The 14,017-nt window shown below is 74.1% G+C and carries 16 protein-coding genes; 12 read left to right on the top strand and 4 right to left on the bottom strand.

Annotation, left to right across the window (positions count from 1 at the left end):
• Positions 1 to 44: 44 nt before the first annotated feature.
• Positions 45 to 980: a DUF389 domain-containing protein gene (locus tag BM076_RS10895; RefSeq protein WP_093713235.1), complete on the bottom strand. Its 936-nt coding sequence runs from the start codon at positions 978 to 980 to the stop codon at positions 45 to 47.
• A 42-nt stretch (positions 981 to 1,022) separates the two neighbouring features.
• Complete coding sequence (coaA, locus tag BM076_RS10900) at positions 1,023 to 2,000, bottom strand: type I pantothenate kinase (RefSeq protein WP_093713236.1); 978 nt, start codon at positions 1,998 to 2,000, stop codon at positions 1,023 to 1,025.
• Between the two features lie 134 nt (positions 2,001 to 2,134).
• On the opposite strand from coaA, the gene BM076_RS10905 reads away from it, so the two are divergent.
• The 6 genes from BM076_RS10905 to BM076_RS10930 all read left to right on the top strand — a co-directional run bounded on the left by BM076_RS10905 (position 2,135) and on the right by BM076_RS10930 (position 7,904).
• Positions 2,135 to 2,503, top strand: a complete 369-nt coding sequence (locus BM076_RS10905) for a holo-ACP synthase (protein ID WP_093713237.1) — start codon at positions 2,135 to 2,137, stop codon at positions 2,501 to 2,503.
• 84 nt (positions 2,504 to 2,587) lie between these two features.
• Complete coding sequence (locus tag BM076_RS10910; protein ID WP_093713238.1) at positions 2,588 to 4,033, top strand: NAD(P)H-hydrate dehydratase; 1,446 nt, start codon at positions 2,588 to 2,590, stop codon at positions 4,031 to 4,033.
• A gap of 582 nt (positions 4,034 to 4,615) precedes the next feature.
• Positions 4,616 to 5,803 carry an alanine racemase gene (alr, locus tag BM076_RS10915; RefSeq protein WP_093713239.1) on the top strand — a complete coding sequence of 396 codons (1,188 nt, stop codon included), beginning with the start codon at positions 4,616 to 4,618 and terminating at the stop codon, positions 5,801 to 5,803.
• Positions 5,788 to 6,984: an alpha/beta fold hydrolase gene (locus BM076_RS10920; protein ID WP_245795956.1), complete on the top strand. Its 1,197-nt coding sequence runs from the start codon at positions 5,788 to 5,790 to the stop codon at positions 6,982 to 6,984. The genes alr and BM076_RS10920 overlap by 16 nt, the downstream gene beginning before the upstream one ends.
• Before the next feature lie 11 nt (positions 6,985 to 6,995).
• Positions 6,996 to 7,526, top strand: coding sequence for a tRNA (adenosine(37)-N6)-threonylcarbamoyltransferase complex ATPase subunit type 1 TsaE (gene tsaE / locus BM076_RS10925; protein WP_093713240.1), 531 nt, complete (start codon positions 6,996 to 6,998; stop codon positions 7,524 to 7,526).
• 186 nt (positions 7,527 to 7,712) lie between these two features.
• Complete coding sequence (locus BM076_RS10930) at positions 7,713 to 7,904, top strand: hypothetical protein (protein WP_093713241.1); 192 nt, start codon at positions 7,713 to 7,715, stop codon at positions 7,902 to 7,904.
• 60 nt (positions 7,905 to 7,964) lie between these two features.
• On the opposite strand, the gene BM076_RS10935 is transcribed toward BM076_RS10930, so the two are convergent.
• Positions 7,965 to 8,546, bottom strand: coding sequence for a hypothetical protein (locus BM076_RS10935; protein WP_177246403.1), 582 nt, complete (start codon positions 8,544 to 8,546; stop codon positions 7,965 to 7,967).
• Between the two features lie 84 nt (positions 8,547 to 8,630).
• Between BM076_RS10935 and tsaB the strand changes: the two genes are divergently transcribed.
• From tsaB to BM076_RS10960, 5 genes are read left to right on the top strand one after another with little or no spacing between them, the layout of a single operon-like run.
• On the top strand, positions 8,631 to 9,296 hold the full coding sequence (gene tsaB, locus BM076_RS10940) for a tRNA (adenosine(37)-N6)-threonylcarbamoyltransferase complex dimerization subunit type 1 TsaB (protein ID WP_093713243.1): 666 nt from the start codon (positions 8,631 to 8,633) through the stop codon (positions 9,294 to 9,296).
• Entirely contained in the window at positions 9,293 to 9,850 is a 558-nt protein-coding gene (rimI, locus tag BM076_RS10945) for a ribosomal protein S18-alanine N-acetyltransferase (RefSeq protein ID WP_322934959.1), read from the top strand. The genes tsaB and rimI overlap by 4 nt, the downstream gene beginning before the upstream one ends.
• Before the next feature lie 5 nt (positions 9,851 to 9,855).
• Positions 9,856 to 10,995 carry a tRNA (adenosine(37)-N6)-threonylcarbamoyltransferase complex transferase subunit TsaD gene (tsaD, locus tag BM076_RS10950; RefSeq protein ID WP_093713244.1) on the top strand — a complete coding sequence of 380 codons (1,140 nt, stop codon included), beginning with the start codon at positions 9,856 to 9,858 and terminating at the stop codon, positions 10,993 to 10,995.
• Positions 10,992 to 11,264, top strand: coding sequence for a hypothetical protein (locus BM076_RS10955; RefSeq protein ID WP_093713245.1), 273 nt, complete (start codon positions 10,992 to 10,994; stop codon positions 11,262 to 11,264). Before tsaD ends, BM076_RS10955 begins: the two co-directional genes overlap by 4 nt.
• Before the next feature lie 19 nt (positions 11,265 to 11,283).
• On the top strand, positions 11,284 to 12,171 hold the full coding sequence (locus tag BM076_RS10960) for a polysaccharide deacetylase family protein (protein WP_093713246.1): 888 nt from the start codon (positions 11,284 to 11,286) through the stop codon (positions 12,169 to 12,171).
• Here the strand turns inward: BM076_RS10960 and BM076_RS10965 are convergent.
• On the bottom strand, positions 12,162 to 13,361 hold the full coding sequence (locus tag BM076_RS10965) for a class I SAM-dependent methyltransferase (RefSeq protein ID WP_407640645.1): 1,200 nt from the start codon (positions 13,359 to 13,361) through the stop codon (positions 12,162 to 12,164). The two genes, BM076_RS10960 and BM076_RS10965, sit on opposite strands and share 10 nt — an antisense overlap.
• Positions 13,362 to 13,581: 220 nt before the next feature.
• Here BM076_RS10965 and groES point away from each other — a divergent pair, with 220 nt between their 5' ends.
• On the top strand, positions 13,582 to 13,890 hold the full coding sequence (gene groES, locus BM076_RS10970; RefSeq protein WP_075017238.1) for a co-chaperone GroES: 309 nt from the start codon (positions 13,582 to 13,584) through the stop codon (positions 13,888 to 13,890).
• The last annotated feature ends 127 nt before the right edge of the window (positions 13,891 to 14,017 follow it).

Genomic DNA, 14,017 nt, shown 5'->3' on the forward strand with positions numbered 1-14,017 from the left:
GTTCCCGGTCAAGGGGCCGACGCCGTACGGGCGGTGACGTCGCGTCAGATCGAGACCGTCCGCCGCTGCTTCGCCCAGAGCCACTTCTGGGCGAGCAGCGTCAGCGTGCCCGCCACCGCGATCCCCGCCAGGTTGACCACCAGCTGCACCGTGGAGCCCCACGCCTCGCCCCAGTCCGCGTAGCTGATCGCCAGCGCCGCGTTGGCCGCCGCCGGCACCGTCGTCACCGAGATCGCCACCCCGACCAGCGCACCGGACTTGGACGAGGTCAGCGACAGGATCCCCGCGATCCCGGCCAGGAACGCCACCACGAACGAGTCCCAGCTCGGCTGCCAGATGAACTGCGTCGCCGGATGCGGCGCGTCGAACCGCCCCTGCGTGAACAGCCCGAACACGCTCATCAGCGCGCTGAACCCGCCGGTCAGCAGCATCGCCACCGGGAAACCGATCAGCAGCGCCACCGACGACCGCGCCACCAGGCCGCGCCGCCGCCGTACCAGCCCCGTACAGATCCCCGCCAGCGGACCGAACTCCGGGCCGACCACCATCGCCCCCACGATCAGGATCGAGCTGTCCAGCATCACGCCGTACGCGGCGAGCATCGTGGCCACCGTCAGGAACGCCAGATAGGTGATGGTGAGCGTCGACTCCTCGTGGGTCTCCTCGACCAGCGACTCCCACAGCACCGCGTCCGCGCCCTCGCCCGGCGCGTCGTCCTCCGCCTTGTCGGCGCTGGTCGACAGCGTCAGATCGATGTTCTCCACCGCGATCGAACCGGCGTCCGCCACGCCCAGCCCCCGCAGCCCCGTCAGCAGCCCGTCCGCCGCCTCCCGTGCCACGTCACAGGTCACCACGTCGCCGAGCGGGTCGTACGCGGCGCCGCGCAGCACCGTCAGATGCGTGGCGCCCACGGTCGAGCAGACCAGCCGGGTGACCTCCTCGGTGCGGTCGGCCGGCACGATCATCCGCAGGTGCAGCACGGGGTGGCTCCCGTCGTCGGGGTCGGGCGACCCCGGGCGGGGTCACAGCTTGCGCAGTGACAGCCGCTGGACCTTGTGGCGCGGGCCCTTGCGGAGGACCAGGGTGGCGCGGCTGCGTGTCGGCAGCACATTCTGCTGCAAATTGGGGCGGTTGACGGTGCGCCACATCAGGCGGGCGTAGTCGAGGGCCTCCTCCTCGGAGACCTGGGTGTACTTGCGGAAGTACGAGTGCGGGTCCTGGAACGCGGTCTCGCGCAGCTTCCTGAACCGCCCGAGGTACCACTGCTCGATGTCCTCGGTCCGGGCGTCCACGTACACGCTGAAGTCGAAGTGGTCGGCCAGGCCGATCCGGGTGCGGCCGTCCTTGCCGGGCAGCGCCGGCTGGAGGACGTTCAGGCCCTCCACGATCAGGATGTCCGGGCGGCGCACCGTCAGCGTCTCGCCGGGCACGATGTCGTAGATCAGGTGCGAGTAGACCGGCGCGGTCACCTCGTCGCGGCCCGCCTTCACGTCCGCCACGAAACGGGTCAGCGCCCGCCGGTCGTACGACTCCGGGAAGCCCTTGCGGGACATCAGGCCGCGGCGGTGCAGCTCCGCGTTGGGATACAGGAAGCCGTCGGTGGTGACCAGCTCCACCCGCGGGTGCTCGGGCCACCGGGCCAGCAGTGCCTGGAGCAGCCGGGCCGTCGTGGACTTGCCGACCGCCACACTGCCCGCCACCCCGATCACGAACGGCGTCCCCGGCTGCGCGCCGTGCCCCCCGCCCGCGTCGCCGAGGAAGGTGTTCAGCGCGCCGCGCAGCCCGCTGTGCGCGCCCACGTACAGATTCAGCAGCCGGGACAGCGGCAGATAGACGTCCACCACCTCGTCCAGGTCGATGACGTCGCCGAGGCCGCGCAGCCGCTCCACTTCCCCGGCGGTCAGGGGCAGCGGGGTGCGCTCGCGCAGCGCGCTCCACTCCTCCCGGGTCAGATCGACGTACGGGCTCGCCGTGGCGGGAGCGGTGGGGGTGGTCGGCACCCCTCCATTGTCCCGGCAGGGCGTACGGGCGGCGCGGGCGGGGCGGCCGTACGCCCGGTCCGCACCGCCGTACGCCCTAAGCTGACGGCCATGAACGCAGCGACGCGCGCCGCCGGCCGACGAGGCGGCGACCGGTGATCGTCGGGGTCGGCATCGACGTCGCCGCCATCGACCGGTTCGCCGCCGCCCTGGACCGCACCCCCGGCATGGCCGACCGGCTCTTCCTCCCCGCCGAACTGCTGCTGCCCACCGGCGAACGCCGCGGCATCGCCTCGCTGGCCGCCCGCTTCGCCGCCAAGGAAGCCCTCGCCAAGGCGCTCGGTGCCCCCGGCGACCTGCACTGGCTCGACGCCGAGGTCATCGCCGAACCCTCCGGACAGCCCCGGCTGGTGGTCAGCGGCACCGTCGCGGCCCGCGCCGCGGCCCTCGGCGTCCGCTCCTGGCACGTCTCGCTCAGCCACGACGCGGGCGTGGCGTCGGCCGTCGTGATCGCCGAGGGGTAGGGCAGGCTTGGAGTACGGGCAGCACGGCGCCACCCACACACCGGGCGTCCGCCCCGCCCACGACCCGGCCGGAGGACACATCCCATGAGGTACGCGCACGCAGTGGAGACCGTACGGGCCGCCGAGGGCGAACTGATGGCCCGGCTGCCCGAAGGCGCGCTCATGCAGCGCGCCGCGGCCGGACTCGCCGCCGCCTGCCGCGACCTGCTCGGCCGCACCTACGGGGCGCGCGTCGTCGTCCTGGCCGGCAGCGGCGACAACGGCGGCGACGCGCTCTACGCCGGCGCCCGGCTCGCCGGGCGCGGCGCCGCCGTCACCGCCGTCCTGCTCGCCCCCGAACGCGCCCACCGCGGCGGCCTCGCCGCGCTGCTCGCCGCCGGGGGACGCGTCGCCGACGAGGACCGGGCCGCGGCGCTCATCGGCCGCGCCGACCTCGTGCTCGACGGGATCGTCGGCATCGGCGGCAAGGGCGGGCTGCGGCCCGCCGCCGTACCGCTCGCCGAGGCCGCCCGGGAGTCCCGGGCCGCCGTCGTCGCCGTCGACCTGCCCAGCGGCGTCGACGCCGACACCGGGGAAGTCCTCGGCGACGCCGTGCACGCCGACGCCACCGTCACCTTCGGCACCTACAAGCCCGGGCTCCTCGTCGACCCCGCCGCCACCCTCGCCGGGGCGCCCCGGCTCATCGACATCGGCCTCGGCCCGTACCTCGCCGACCCCCAGCTCGAAGCGCTCCAGAACGCCGATGTCGCCGCGCTGCTGCCGCGCCCGGAAGGATCGAGCGACAAGTACCGGCGGGGCGTCGTCGGGATCGCCGCCGGGTCCGAGCGCTACCCCGGCGCCGCCGTCCTCGCCGTCTCCGGCGCCCTGCGCGGCGGGGCAGGCGCCGTCCGCTACGCCGGGCCCGGCGGTGACGCCGTCCTCGCCCGGCACCCCGAAGTCCTCGTCTCCGCCGGGGCGCCGGCCGGCGCCGGGCGCGTCCAGGCGTGGGTCGTCGGGCCCGGCCTCGGTGACTCCGCCGACGCGCGGCGGGCCGTCGCGGACGTCCTCGCCTCCTCGGTGCCGGTGCTTGTCGATGCGGACGGGCTCCGGCTGTTGTCGCCCGAGGCCGTACGGGGCCGGTCGGCCCCGACCCTGCTCACCCCGCACGCCGGGGAGGCCGCCGCTCTTCTCGGGCGGTCCCGGGAGGAGGTCGAGGCGCGGCGCCTCGACGCCGTGCGCGGCCTTGCCGCGCGCTACGGTGCCACCGTCCTTCTCAAGGGGGCCACCACCCTCGTGGCCGAGCCCTCGTCCCGGGCGGCGGTCCGGGTCAACCCCACGGGGACGCCGTGGCTGGCCACGGCCGGCTCCGGTGACGTCCTCTCCGGGGTCACCGGGTCCCTCCTTGCGGCCGGCCTCTCCCCGCTCGACGCCGCGTCCTGCGGTGCCTATCTTCACGGGCTCGCGGCTCGTCTCGCCTCCCGCGGGGCGCCCCTCTCCGCCCTGGACGTCGCCGACGCCCTCCCCACCGCGTGGGGCTCCCTCTCCTCCTAGCCCTGGCGGCGCCGGGCCTTGTCTTTCCCGCCCGCCCTCCCGTGCGGGTGCGTGTGCGGGGTGCGGGTGCCGCCTGTGCGGGGGTCGGTGCCGGGCCGGGGTGTCTCCTCGAGCTGCGTGCGGCACCCTTTCCCCGTAAGGGCACCCGTGTGTCTGCACGCAAATCTGCGGGGACACCCCGACCCGGCCCCTCCTCGCCGTCGGCGTCCTCCCCACCACTGGGGTGAGGGGTCAAAGACCAGGTTGGGCGCCCGGGGAATGCGGTACCCGACAAGGGCACCCATGGGTGACCCGGGCGACATCGGTACCCATGGGGCACCGGATCTCGGGGGCACCCATACGGTCTTTGACCTCTCCCCCTAGTGGCCGGCAGCCGCCAACGGCGAGGAGGGGCCGCCGTGGGGTGCCCCCGCAGATTTGCGTGCCGACACCAGGGCACCGAAAACGGACGAACGGCTCCGCACGCAGCTCGAGGAGGCACCCCGCGGTGGCACCGACCCACGACGAGTGGCGCCCGCAGACGCCAACGCACCCGCACGGGTGGGCGGGCGGGGAAACGGAGCGGTGAGAGACTGACCCGTAATGAACGGAAAGCCGCTGCGCGCCTGGGCGCAGATCGACCTGACCGCCCTGCGGTCGAACGTGTCCGCGCTCAAGGCAAAAGCGCCGACCGCCGCTTTCATGGCGGTCGTAAAGGCCGACGCGTACGGCCACGGCATGGTGCCGTGCGCGAAAGCCGCGGTCGAGGCGGGAGCCACGTGGCTGGGCACGGCGACGCCGGAGGAAGCCCTCGCACTGCGAAAAGCGGGCCTGACGGCCCGCACGCTGTGCTGGCTGTGGACGCCGGGCGGCCCCTGGCGGGAGTGCGTCGAGGCCGACATCGACGTGACGGTCAGTGGGTTGTGGGCGCTGCGCGAAGTGACCGCGGCGGCCGAGGAAGCGGGCCGCACGGCCAGGGTGCAGCTGAAGATCGACGCGGGCCTGGGCCGCAACGGGGCCCAGCCGGAGCAGTGGCCGGAGCTGACCGCGCAAGCCCGGGCAGCGGAAGAAGCCGGCCTGATCAAGGTGACGGGAGTGTGGGCGCACTTCAGTTGCGCCGACGAACCCGGCCACCCTTCGATCGAGCGCGAGCTGACCGTGTTCCGGCAGGCCCTGGCCGTGGCGGAAGCGGCCGGCCTGGAGCCGGAGGTGCGGCACATCGCGAATTCGCCGGGCACGCTGACGCTCCCGGAGGCGCACTTCGACCTGGTGCGGCCGGGGGTCGCGATGTACGGGATCTCACCGGTGCCGCAGATCGGCTCCCCGGCGGAGTTCGGGCTGCGGCCGGTGATGACGGTCGCGGGCCGGCTGGCGTCGGTGAAGCGGGTGCCGGGCGGCCACGGGGTGAGCTACGGGCACCAGTACGTGACCCCGGGCGAGACGACGCTGGCGCTGGTCCCGCTGGGCTACGCGGACGGCGTGCCCCGGCACGCCTCGGGCACAGGACCGGTGCTGGTGGCGGGCAAGTGGCGGACGGTCGCGGGCCGGGTCGCGATGGACCAGTTCGTGGTGGACCTGGGCGGCGACGCGGCGGAACCGGGCGACGAGGCGGTGCTGTTCGGGCCGGGCGACGGCGGCGAGCCGACCGCCGAGGACTGGGCGCGGGCGTGCGGCACGATCGCGTACGAGATCGTCACCCGGATCGGAGGGCGCGTCCCGCGGGTATACGTCGGGGACACGGGTGGCAGAACCCGGTCCGACGACGATGGAGCAGCGTGCCCGAGGGCGTGAAGTGGGAGAGGGCCGGCCTGGTCGGCGCGGCGATCGGTGTGGTGGCGGCCGGTGCCGCGGCGGGCGTGGCGATAGAGCGCGTCACCGTGGGCCGCGGGATGCGCCGCAGGGCCCGGCTGGCGCTGGACGCGACGGGCCCGTACGGGACGCTGCGCGGCCGGGCGGGCACGGCCGTGGCGGAGGACGGCACGGAGCTGTACTTCGAGACCGACGACGCCGATCCGCCGGAGGCCGAGCAGGCCCCGGCCGCCCGCCGCTCCCGCAACTGGCTGCGCCGCCGCGCGGAGGCGGGACCGCCGGTGACGGTGGTGTTCTCGCACGGCTACTGCCTGACCCAGGACTCCTGGCACTTCCAGCGCGCGGCGCTGCGCGGCACCGTACGGGCGGTGTACTGGGACCAGCGCAGCCACGGCCGCAGCGAGCGCGGCCGGGACCAGGTGGCGGGGCGGCCCGCCACGATCGACCAGCTGGGCCGGGATCTGAAGGCGGTGCTGGACGCGGCGGTCCCGGAGGGCCCGGTGGTGCTGGTCGGGCACTCGATGGGCGGGATGACGGTGATGGCCTTCGCCGACCAGTTCCCGGAGTACGTGGCGGAGCGGGTCGCGGGTGTGGCCTTCGTGTCGACGTCGGCGGGCAAGCTCGCGGCGGTGACGCTGGGGCTGCCGGCGGCGGGCGCGCGGGCGTTCCGAGCGCTGGCGCCGGGGGTGCTGCGGATGCTGGGCAGCCAGGTGGACCTGGTGGAGCGGACCCGGCGGGCGACCGCCGACCTGTTCGCGGGGATCATCAAGAAGTATTCGTTCGGGTCCGATGTCGATCCGGCGGTGGGGCGGTTCGCGGAGCGGCTGATCGAGTCGACGCCGATCGACGTGGTCGCGGAGTTCTACCCGGCGTTCACCGAGCACGAGAAGGGCGACGCGCTGTCGGTGCTCGACGGGCTGCCCGGCCTGGTGCTGGCCGGTGACAAGGACCTGCTGACGCCGAGCGCGCACAGCACGGAGATCGCCGAGAAGCTGCCGGACGCGGAGCTGGTGATCGTCGAGGGCGCGGGCCATCTGGTGCTGATGGAACGGCCGGAGCTGGTGAACGCGGCGCTCGCGCTGCTGATCGCGCAGGCCGCGGACGGGGTACGGTCGCCGGTCCCGCAGGCGCTGCGGGAGCTGGCGGGGGCCGTCGACGCGTAGCATGCGCAGTCATGGCCACACCGCACGACACGGTCTCCGTGACGCTCACCGTCCCCACTCCCGACAGCATGCGCGGCCTCGGCCGCCGGCTCGCGGCCCTGCTGGCGCCCGGCGATCTCGTCCTGCTCAGCGGTGAGCTGGGCGCGGGCAAGACGACGCTGGCCCGCGGTCTCGGCGAGGGCCTGGGCGTACGCGGCGCCGTCACCTCGCCGACCTTCGTGATCGCCCGTGTCCACCCGTCGCTGTCCGGCGGTCCCGCCCTGGTGCACGTGGACGCGTACCGCCTGGGGGGCGGTCTGGACGAGATGGAGGACCTGGACCTCGACGTGTCGCTGCCGGAGTCGGTGGTGGTCGTGGAGTGGGGCGACGGCAAGGTCGAGGAGCTGTCGGAGGCCCGCCTCCAGGTCGTGATCGCCCGCACCCTGGGCGGCGCGGCGGACGCCGCCGCGGCGGAGGACGGCGCCGACGACGTACGGGACGTGACCGTCACGGGCATCGGCCCCCGCTGGTCCGGCCAGGATCTCTCGGCCCTGCGCGCCTGACCCGTACGCCGTGCGTCGTACGCCGTATGCCCGCGCCCGACCCGTACGCGCCCGTCCCGTACGCCCGCCCGGCCGGTATCTCCGACAGGCTGTCGGCAAGATGTTGCGCAGGGGGGCGGGGGCGTGGTCTGCTGGTTCCGGATACCCACTTAGGGGAACCTAACCACGCCCGTTCTGGGAGTCGCCATGCCGCTGCCCCGAGAATCCGCTTCGCGTCCCGCCCCGCCCGCGCCCTCGGCGACCACGGCCGCCGCCGTGCTGTCCTCCTGTGCCGCCGCCCACGCGGTCTCGACGCCCCCGCGGGAGCCGTCCGACGCCCGCAAGGCCCGCGCCGACCACGGCACCGACACCCGCGCCGAGCGCCCCGCCCGGCCGTGAACGCCGACGGGCGACGGCAGTGATGCCGTCGCCCGTACGAGTGCGCTTGCTTCGGTGCGCCTACTTCACCACGTAGACCGTGCTGCCGATCGTCGCGATCTGCCACAGCGCGGTGCCGTCCAGCCGGGTCTCCCGGATCGCGGCGGTTTTCTTGTCCGGGTCGGGCGGCGCCGTTGAGCCGTTCGTCGCCGCGCTGAACCCGACGTTTATCCCGCCGGTCGTCGCGAAGAGGACGACGTGCTCGACCTGGGCGCCGTCGCCTCCTATGCCGGAGGCGCGGCGCGAGAAGACCCGGTGTATCCCCTTGCTCGGCGCCACATTGCCCGCGACCACGGTGTAGGTCCGCTGGACCTTCTCCGCCTCGCCGACCAGCCAGACCCGCTTGCCGGAGATGCTGTAGACGACGCGGCGGCCGGTGCCGGAGTCGGCGGGCACCGGGTACGTCTTCGGGGTCGGCTTCGTGCTGGGCGACTTGGTGGCCGACGAGGACGGCCTGGCGGCCGCCGCCGGCTGGTCGGGCGCGGAGCCCGCCGCCTGCGCGGCGAGCACCGCGATGATGACGATGGCGCCCGCGGTGAGCCCCGTCACCAAGGTGCTCGACTTGATCCGCGCCACGGTTGTCCTCCGGATGGGTTCGCGCATGCTCCCGGTTGACGGTAGCAGCCGCGCCGCCCGCGGCCACGACCGTGACGCTGCGCGCCCCCGGACAAGCCCTACGCTGGGGGCGTGCTGCTGCTTGCCTTCGATACCGCCACACCCGCCGTCACCGCCGCCCTGCACGACGGGGAGCGGGTGCTCGCCGAGTCGACCGTCGTGGACGCGCGGCGGCACGGCGAACTGCTGCTGCCCGCCGTCGACCGCGTCCTGACCACCGCCGGACGTGCCCTCGCCGACGTCACCGGCCTGGTCGTCGGCGTCGGCCCGGGACCGTACACGGGGCTGCGGGTCGGCCTGGTGACCGCCGCGTCCTTCGCCGATGTGCTCGGCGTGCCGGTGCACGGCGTGTGCACCCTGGACGGGCTGGCCTGGGCGGCGGGCGAGGCCGGGCTCGACGGGCCGTTCACGGTGGCCACCGACGCCCGCCGCAAAGAGGTGTACTGGGCGCGCTACGACGGCCCCCGCAGCCGTGCCACCGAGCCCGCCGTGGACCGCCCGGCCGACATCGCCGACGCCGTACGCGGCTTGCCGGCGGTCGGCGCGGGCGCCGCGCTGTACCCGGAGGTCTTCACCGACCGCCGCGCCGACCCCGACCACCTGTCGGCGGGTTCGCTGGCCGCGCTCGCCGCCCACCGGCTCGCGGCGGGCGAGCCCTTCGAGCCGCCGCTGCCGCTGTATCTGCGGCGGCCCGACGCGCAGGTGCCGGCCGGCTACAAGGCGGTCCTGCCGAAGTGACCGGGACCGTCGTGGACGGCGGTGGCGCGCCCGGCGCCGCCGCCGTGACGCTGCGCGAGATGCGCTGGTGGGACCTGGACGACGTGCTGGCCCTTGAGCACGACCTGTTCCCCGAGGACGCCTGGTCGCGCGCGATGTTCTGGTCGGAGCTGGCCGACGCCCGGCACCCGGACGCGACCCGTACGTATGTGGTGGCGGCGGACGGCGGCGGCCGGATCGTCGGCTACGCGGGGCTGGCCGCCGTCGCCGGTACGGGTGATGTGCAGACCATCGCCGCCGCCCGCGACCACTGGGGCACCGGCCTCGGCGCCCGGCTGCTGACCGCGCTGCTGAGCGCGGCGACCGCCGCCGAGTGCCACGAGGTGCTGCTGGAGGTGCGGGTCGACAACGCCCGCGCCCAGCGGCTCTACCAGCGGTTCGGCTTCGAGCCGATCGGCTTCCGCAAGGGCTACTACCAGCCCGGCAACGTCGACGCGCTGGTGATGCGCCTGGCCGACCCCGCCGCCGCCCCGCTCCCGATCCCCGGCGACCGGCCGGACGCGGAAGGAAACTGAGATCCATGGCTGACGAACCCCTGGTGCTCGGCATCGAGACCTCGTGCGACGAGACCGGTGTCGGCATCGTGCGCGGCCACACCCTGCTGGCCGACGCGGTCGCCTCCAGCGTCGACGAGCACGCCCGGTACGGCGGTGTGGTCCCCGAGGTGGCCAGCCGCGCGCACCTGGAGGCGATGATCCCGACCGTGCAGCGCGCCCTGAAGGACGCCGGGGTCGCCGCGAGCGACCTGGACGGCATCGCGGTGACCGCGGGTCCCGGGCTCGCGGGCGCCCTGCTGGTCGGGGTGTCGGCGGCGAAGGCGTACGCGTACGCGCTCGGCAAGCCGCTGTACGGCGTCAATCACCTGGCCTCGCACATCTGCGTCGACCAGCTCGAACACGGCGCGCTGCCGGAGCCGACGATGGCGCTGCTGGTGTCCGGCGGCCACTCCTCGCTGCTGCTGGCGCCCGACATCACCAGCGACGTACGGCCGCTGGGCTCGACCATCGACGACGCGGCGGGCGAGGCGTTCGACAAGGTGGCCCGGGTGCTGGGCCTGGGCTTCCCCGGCGGCCCCGCGGTCGACCGGCACGCCCGCGACGGCGACCCGAAGGCGATCGCCTTCCCGCGCGGCCTGACCGGCGCGCGCGACCCGCTGTACGACTTCTCCTTCTCCGGCCTGAAGACCGCCGTGGCCCGCTGGGTCGAGGCGCGCCGCCGCGACGGGCAGGACGTGCCGGTCGCCGATGTGGCCGCGTCCTTCCAGGAGGCGGTGGTGGACGTGCTGACCCGCAAGGCGATCCGCGCCTGCAAGGACAACGGCGTCGACCATCTGATGATCGGCGGGGGAGTGGCCGCCAACTCCCGGCTGCGCTCGCTGGCGCAGGAGCGCTGCGAGGACGCGGGCATCCTGCTGCGGGTGCCGCGCCCCAAGCTGTGCACCGACAACGGCGCGATGGTCGCCGCGCTCGGCGCCGAGATGGTCGCGCGCGGGCGCGCCGCCTCCACCCTGGACCTGCCCGCCGACTCCTCGCTGCCGGTCACGGAGGTCTCGGTCCCGGGCCACACCCACGAGCACGGTCACGTTTCCGCGGACGGCCACGGGCATGCGCACGACCACGACCACGTGCACGAGCTGAGCAAGGACAATCTGTACGGATGACCGTCACCTTGATGTGGGAGGCCGCCGCCGCCGAAGGGCGCGGCCCCGACCTCCTCGCCTGGGCCAGGAAGCGGAGCCGCACCCTTCCGGGGACGCCGGCCCGCCGCGAATTCCTGACCGCGCCCGACGACCGGGTGCTCGTACTGACCTGGTGGGACGCGCCGTACGACGCCGTGCTGCCGGAACTGCCGGACCCGGACGCGGAGCTGGTACGCCGTCAGGTGCACCGCTGGCGGTTCACCTCGGTGTCGGTGGAACCCGCGACCTGAATCTCCCCTCAGGCAGGGTGTGCACCACATCACCCGCGCCCGTACCCGTACCCGCCTGTTCGTCCCGCTGCTGGCGGTGACCGCGCTGCTGCTCGGCGGCGCGGGCTGCTCCGCGCACAAGGACGACGCGGCGCCGCCGTCCCCGTCCCCCTCCGACACCGGCGCGCACGCGCCGTCGGCCGCCGGCAAGGCCGCGGCCGCCGGGAAGAGCGCCGCGGCGGCGCGGGCCGCCGCCTTCCGCAAGTGGGGGATCCCGCTGCTCCCGCCGCCGCCCGCGCCGCCCGCGGTGAAGCCGGTGAAGACGGGCAAGGGGCTGCTGCCGGTGGTCAGCGATGTGCCGACCACCAAGAAGATCGTCTTCGTCACCTTCGACGACGGCGCCGAGAAGGACCCGAAGTTCGTCGCGATGATGAAGGACCTGAAGATCCCCTTCACCATGTTCCTGACCGACGACATCATCAGGAGCGACTACGGCTTCTTCAAGCCGCTCCAGGCGCTGGGCAATTCGATCCAGAACCACACCCTCAGCCACCCCGACCTGCACACGAAGTCGCTCGCGGGCCAGAAGCACGAGATCTGCGGCCAGGAGACGAAGCTCACCCACGAGTACGGCACCGCGCCCGGCCTCTTCCGCCCGCCGTACGGCAACTACAACACCGACACCAAGGCCGCGGTGAACTCCTGCGGGCACCTGCGGGCGATCATCCTGTGGCGCGAGTCGATGCAGATCAAGAAGGTGCAGTTCCAGCGGCCCGACCACAGGTTCCACCCGGGCGACATCATCCTGGCGCACTTCCGCGGGCCGAGCGAGCTCAAGGGCGAGTCGATGACGAGGATGACCGCGAACATGCTGCGGCAGATCGCCCAGCAGGGCTTCACCGTGGCCCGCCTGGACGACTACGTCTGATACGTCCGATACGTCTGAGTGTCGCCTTCCCCGGCCGGCCGGCCCAGCATCATGGCCGGGGCGCCCGCGACCCGGGTCAGGAAGACGGTCGCCGCGTTCGGCCCCCGCGGCTTCACGCGGCGCCGCACCTCCTCCGGCTCCACCGCCGAGCCGCGCTTCTTCACCGTCAGCGTGCCCACCTCGCGCTCCCGCAGCAGCGCCTTGAGCCGCTTGAGGCCGAACGGCAGCACCTCGTCGATCGCGTACGCCGTCGCGTACGGGGTCGGCCGCAGCTCGTCGGCGGTCAGATAGGCGATGGTTTCGTCGATCAGCCCGCCGCCGATCTCCTCGGCGGCCTCGGCGACCAGATGCGCGCGGATGACGGCGCCGTCCGGCTCGTACAGGAACCGGCCGACGGGGCGGACCTCCGGGTCGGGCAGGCCGCGGCCGGTGAGGGCGGCACCGGACGGCAGCAGGGTGGCGCGGACCCGGCCGGGCGCGGTGCCGAACCACAGCGCGGCCTCCTTCACGTCCCCGCCGTCCGCGACCCACTCCGCCTCGGCGTCCTCCGGCACCGCCTCGTGCGGGATGCCGGGCGCGACCTTGACCGCGGCCACCGGCACCGTACGGGCGGCCGTCAGCGCCCGGGACAGCGGCGGCGAGTACGCCTCGGGGTCGAAGGTGCGGCCCCGTCCCGTGCGTCGCGCCGGGTCGACGAACACCGCGTCGTACCCGGCGGTGTCCACCTCCGTGACGTCGGCGCACCGCACCTCGATCAGGTCCGCCAGACCCAGCGCGGCGGCATTGGCGCGGGCCGCCGCGCACGTCGGCGCGTCCCGGTCGACCGCCAGCACCTGGATGCCGGCCCTGGCCAGCGCGATCGCGTCGCCGCCGATGCCGCCGCACAGGTCGGCCAGCCGCCGCACGCCCAGCTCCTTGAAGCGGGCCGCCCGGTGCGCGGCCACGCTCGCGCGGGTGGACTGCTCGACGCCGTTGGGCGTGAAGTACATCCGGTACGCGTCCTCCGCCCCGAACTTCGCCACCGCCCGTTGCCGCAGCCGGGCCTGGGCGAGCGCCGCCGACACCAGACCGGCGTCGTACGTGCGCCGCAGCCGGGTGGCGACGGCCAGTTCGTCGGCGGGGTCGTGCTCCCGCAGCTGTGCGAGCAGCGCCTGTCCCGCAGCCGATTCCAGTTCGGCGAATACGTCCACGTCCACCCGCACATTGTCCCCGTACGCTCGTCCGGGTGCCGTCGCCTGGCACTCCGCTTGACCGAGTGCTAAGTGCGTCCTAGTCTCGGTTCTGGCACTCGGCACCGCTGAGTGCCAGACACTCAGCGACGGGCAGGTCCGGCACCCGCGACGACGGGCCTACCAGGTCGCCGACCCAGACAGACACTCCCGTGAGCCCTTTGAAGGGGGAGGTCGGATCGTGACGACCGCCAGCACCAAGGTTGCCATCAAGCCGCTCGAGGACCGCATCGTGGTCCAGCCGCTGGATGCCGAACAGACCACGGCCTCGGGCCTGGTCATCCCGGACACCGCCAAGGAGAAGCCCCAGGAGGGCGTCGTCCTGGCCGTCGGTCCGGGCCGCTTCGAGGACGGCAACCGCCTGCCGCTCGACGTCGCCGTCGGCGACGTCGTGCTCTACAGCAAGTACGGCGGCACCGAGGTGAAGTACAACGGCGAGGAGTACCTCGTCCTCTCGGCTCGCGACGTCCTCGCGATCGTCGAGAAGTAAGAAGCGGGCCGCCTTCGCCGCGGCCCGCCGCTCTGCCGCAGCAGCGATCCCGCCCCGGGTCTCCGCGTCCTACGGACCGGGCGCCCGGGGCGGTGTCGTCTGCCGCTCCTTGCCGTCCTTGACGACG

It is taken from the genome of Actinacidiphila alni (assembly GCF_900112845.1).
Taxonomy (GTDB): domain Bacteria; phylum Actinomycetota; class Actinomycetes; order Streptomycetales; family Streptomycetaceae; genus Actinacidiphila; species Actinacidiphila alni.

Bases quoted from the DNA above. Each gene is read 5' to 3' on its own strand.
- BM076_RS10910 (WP_093713238.1), top strand. From the start codon at position 2,588: ATGAGGTACGCGCACGCAGTGGAGACCGTACGGGCCGCCGAGGGCGAA.
- alr (WP_093713239.1), top strand. From the start codon at position 4,616: ATGAACGGAAAGCCGCTGCGCGCCTGGGCGCAGATCGACCTGACCGCC.
- tsaE (WP_093713240.1), top strand. From the start codon at position 6,996: ATGGCCACACCGCACGACACGGTCTCCGTGACGCTCACCGTCCCCACT.
- BM076_RS10930 (WP_093713241.1), top strand. From the start codon at position 7,713: ATGCCGCTGCCCCGAGAATCCGCTTCGCGTCCCGCCCCGCCCGCGCCC.
- BM076_RS10935 (WP_177246403.1), bottom strand. From the start codon at position 8,546: ATGCGCGAACCCATCCGGAGGACAACCGTGGCGCGGATCAAGTCGAGC.
- tsaD (WP_093713244.1), top strand. From the start codon at position 9,856: ATGGCTGACGAACCCCTGGTGCTCGGCATCGAGACCTCGTGCGACGAG.
- BM076_RS10955 (WP_093713245.1), top strand. From the start codon at position 10,992: ATGACCGTCACCTTGATGTGGGAGGCCGCCGCCGCCGAAGGGCGCGGC.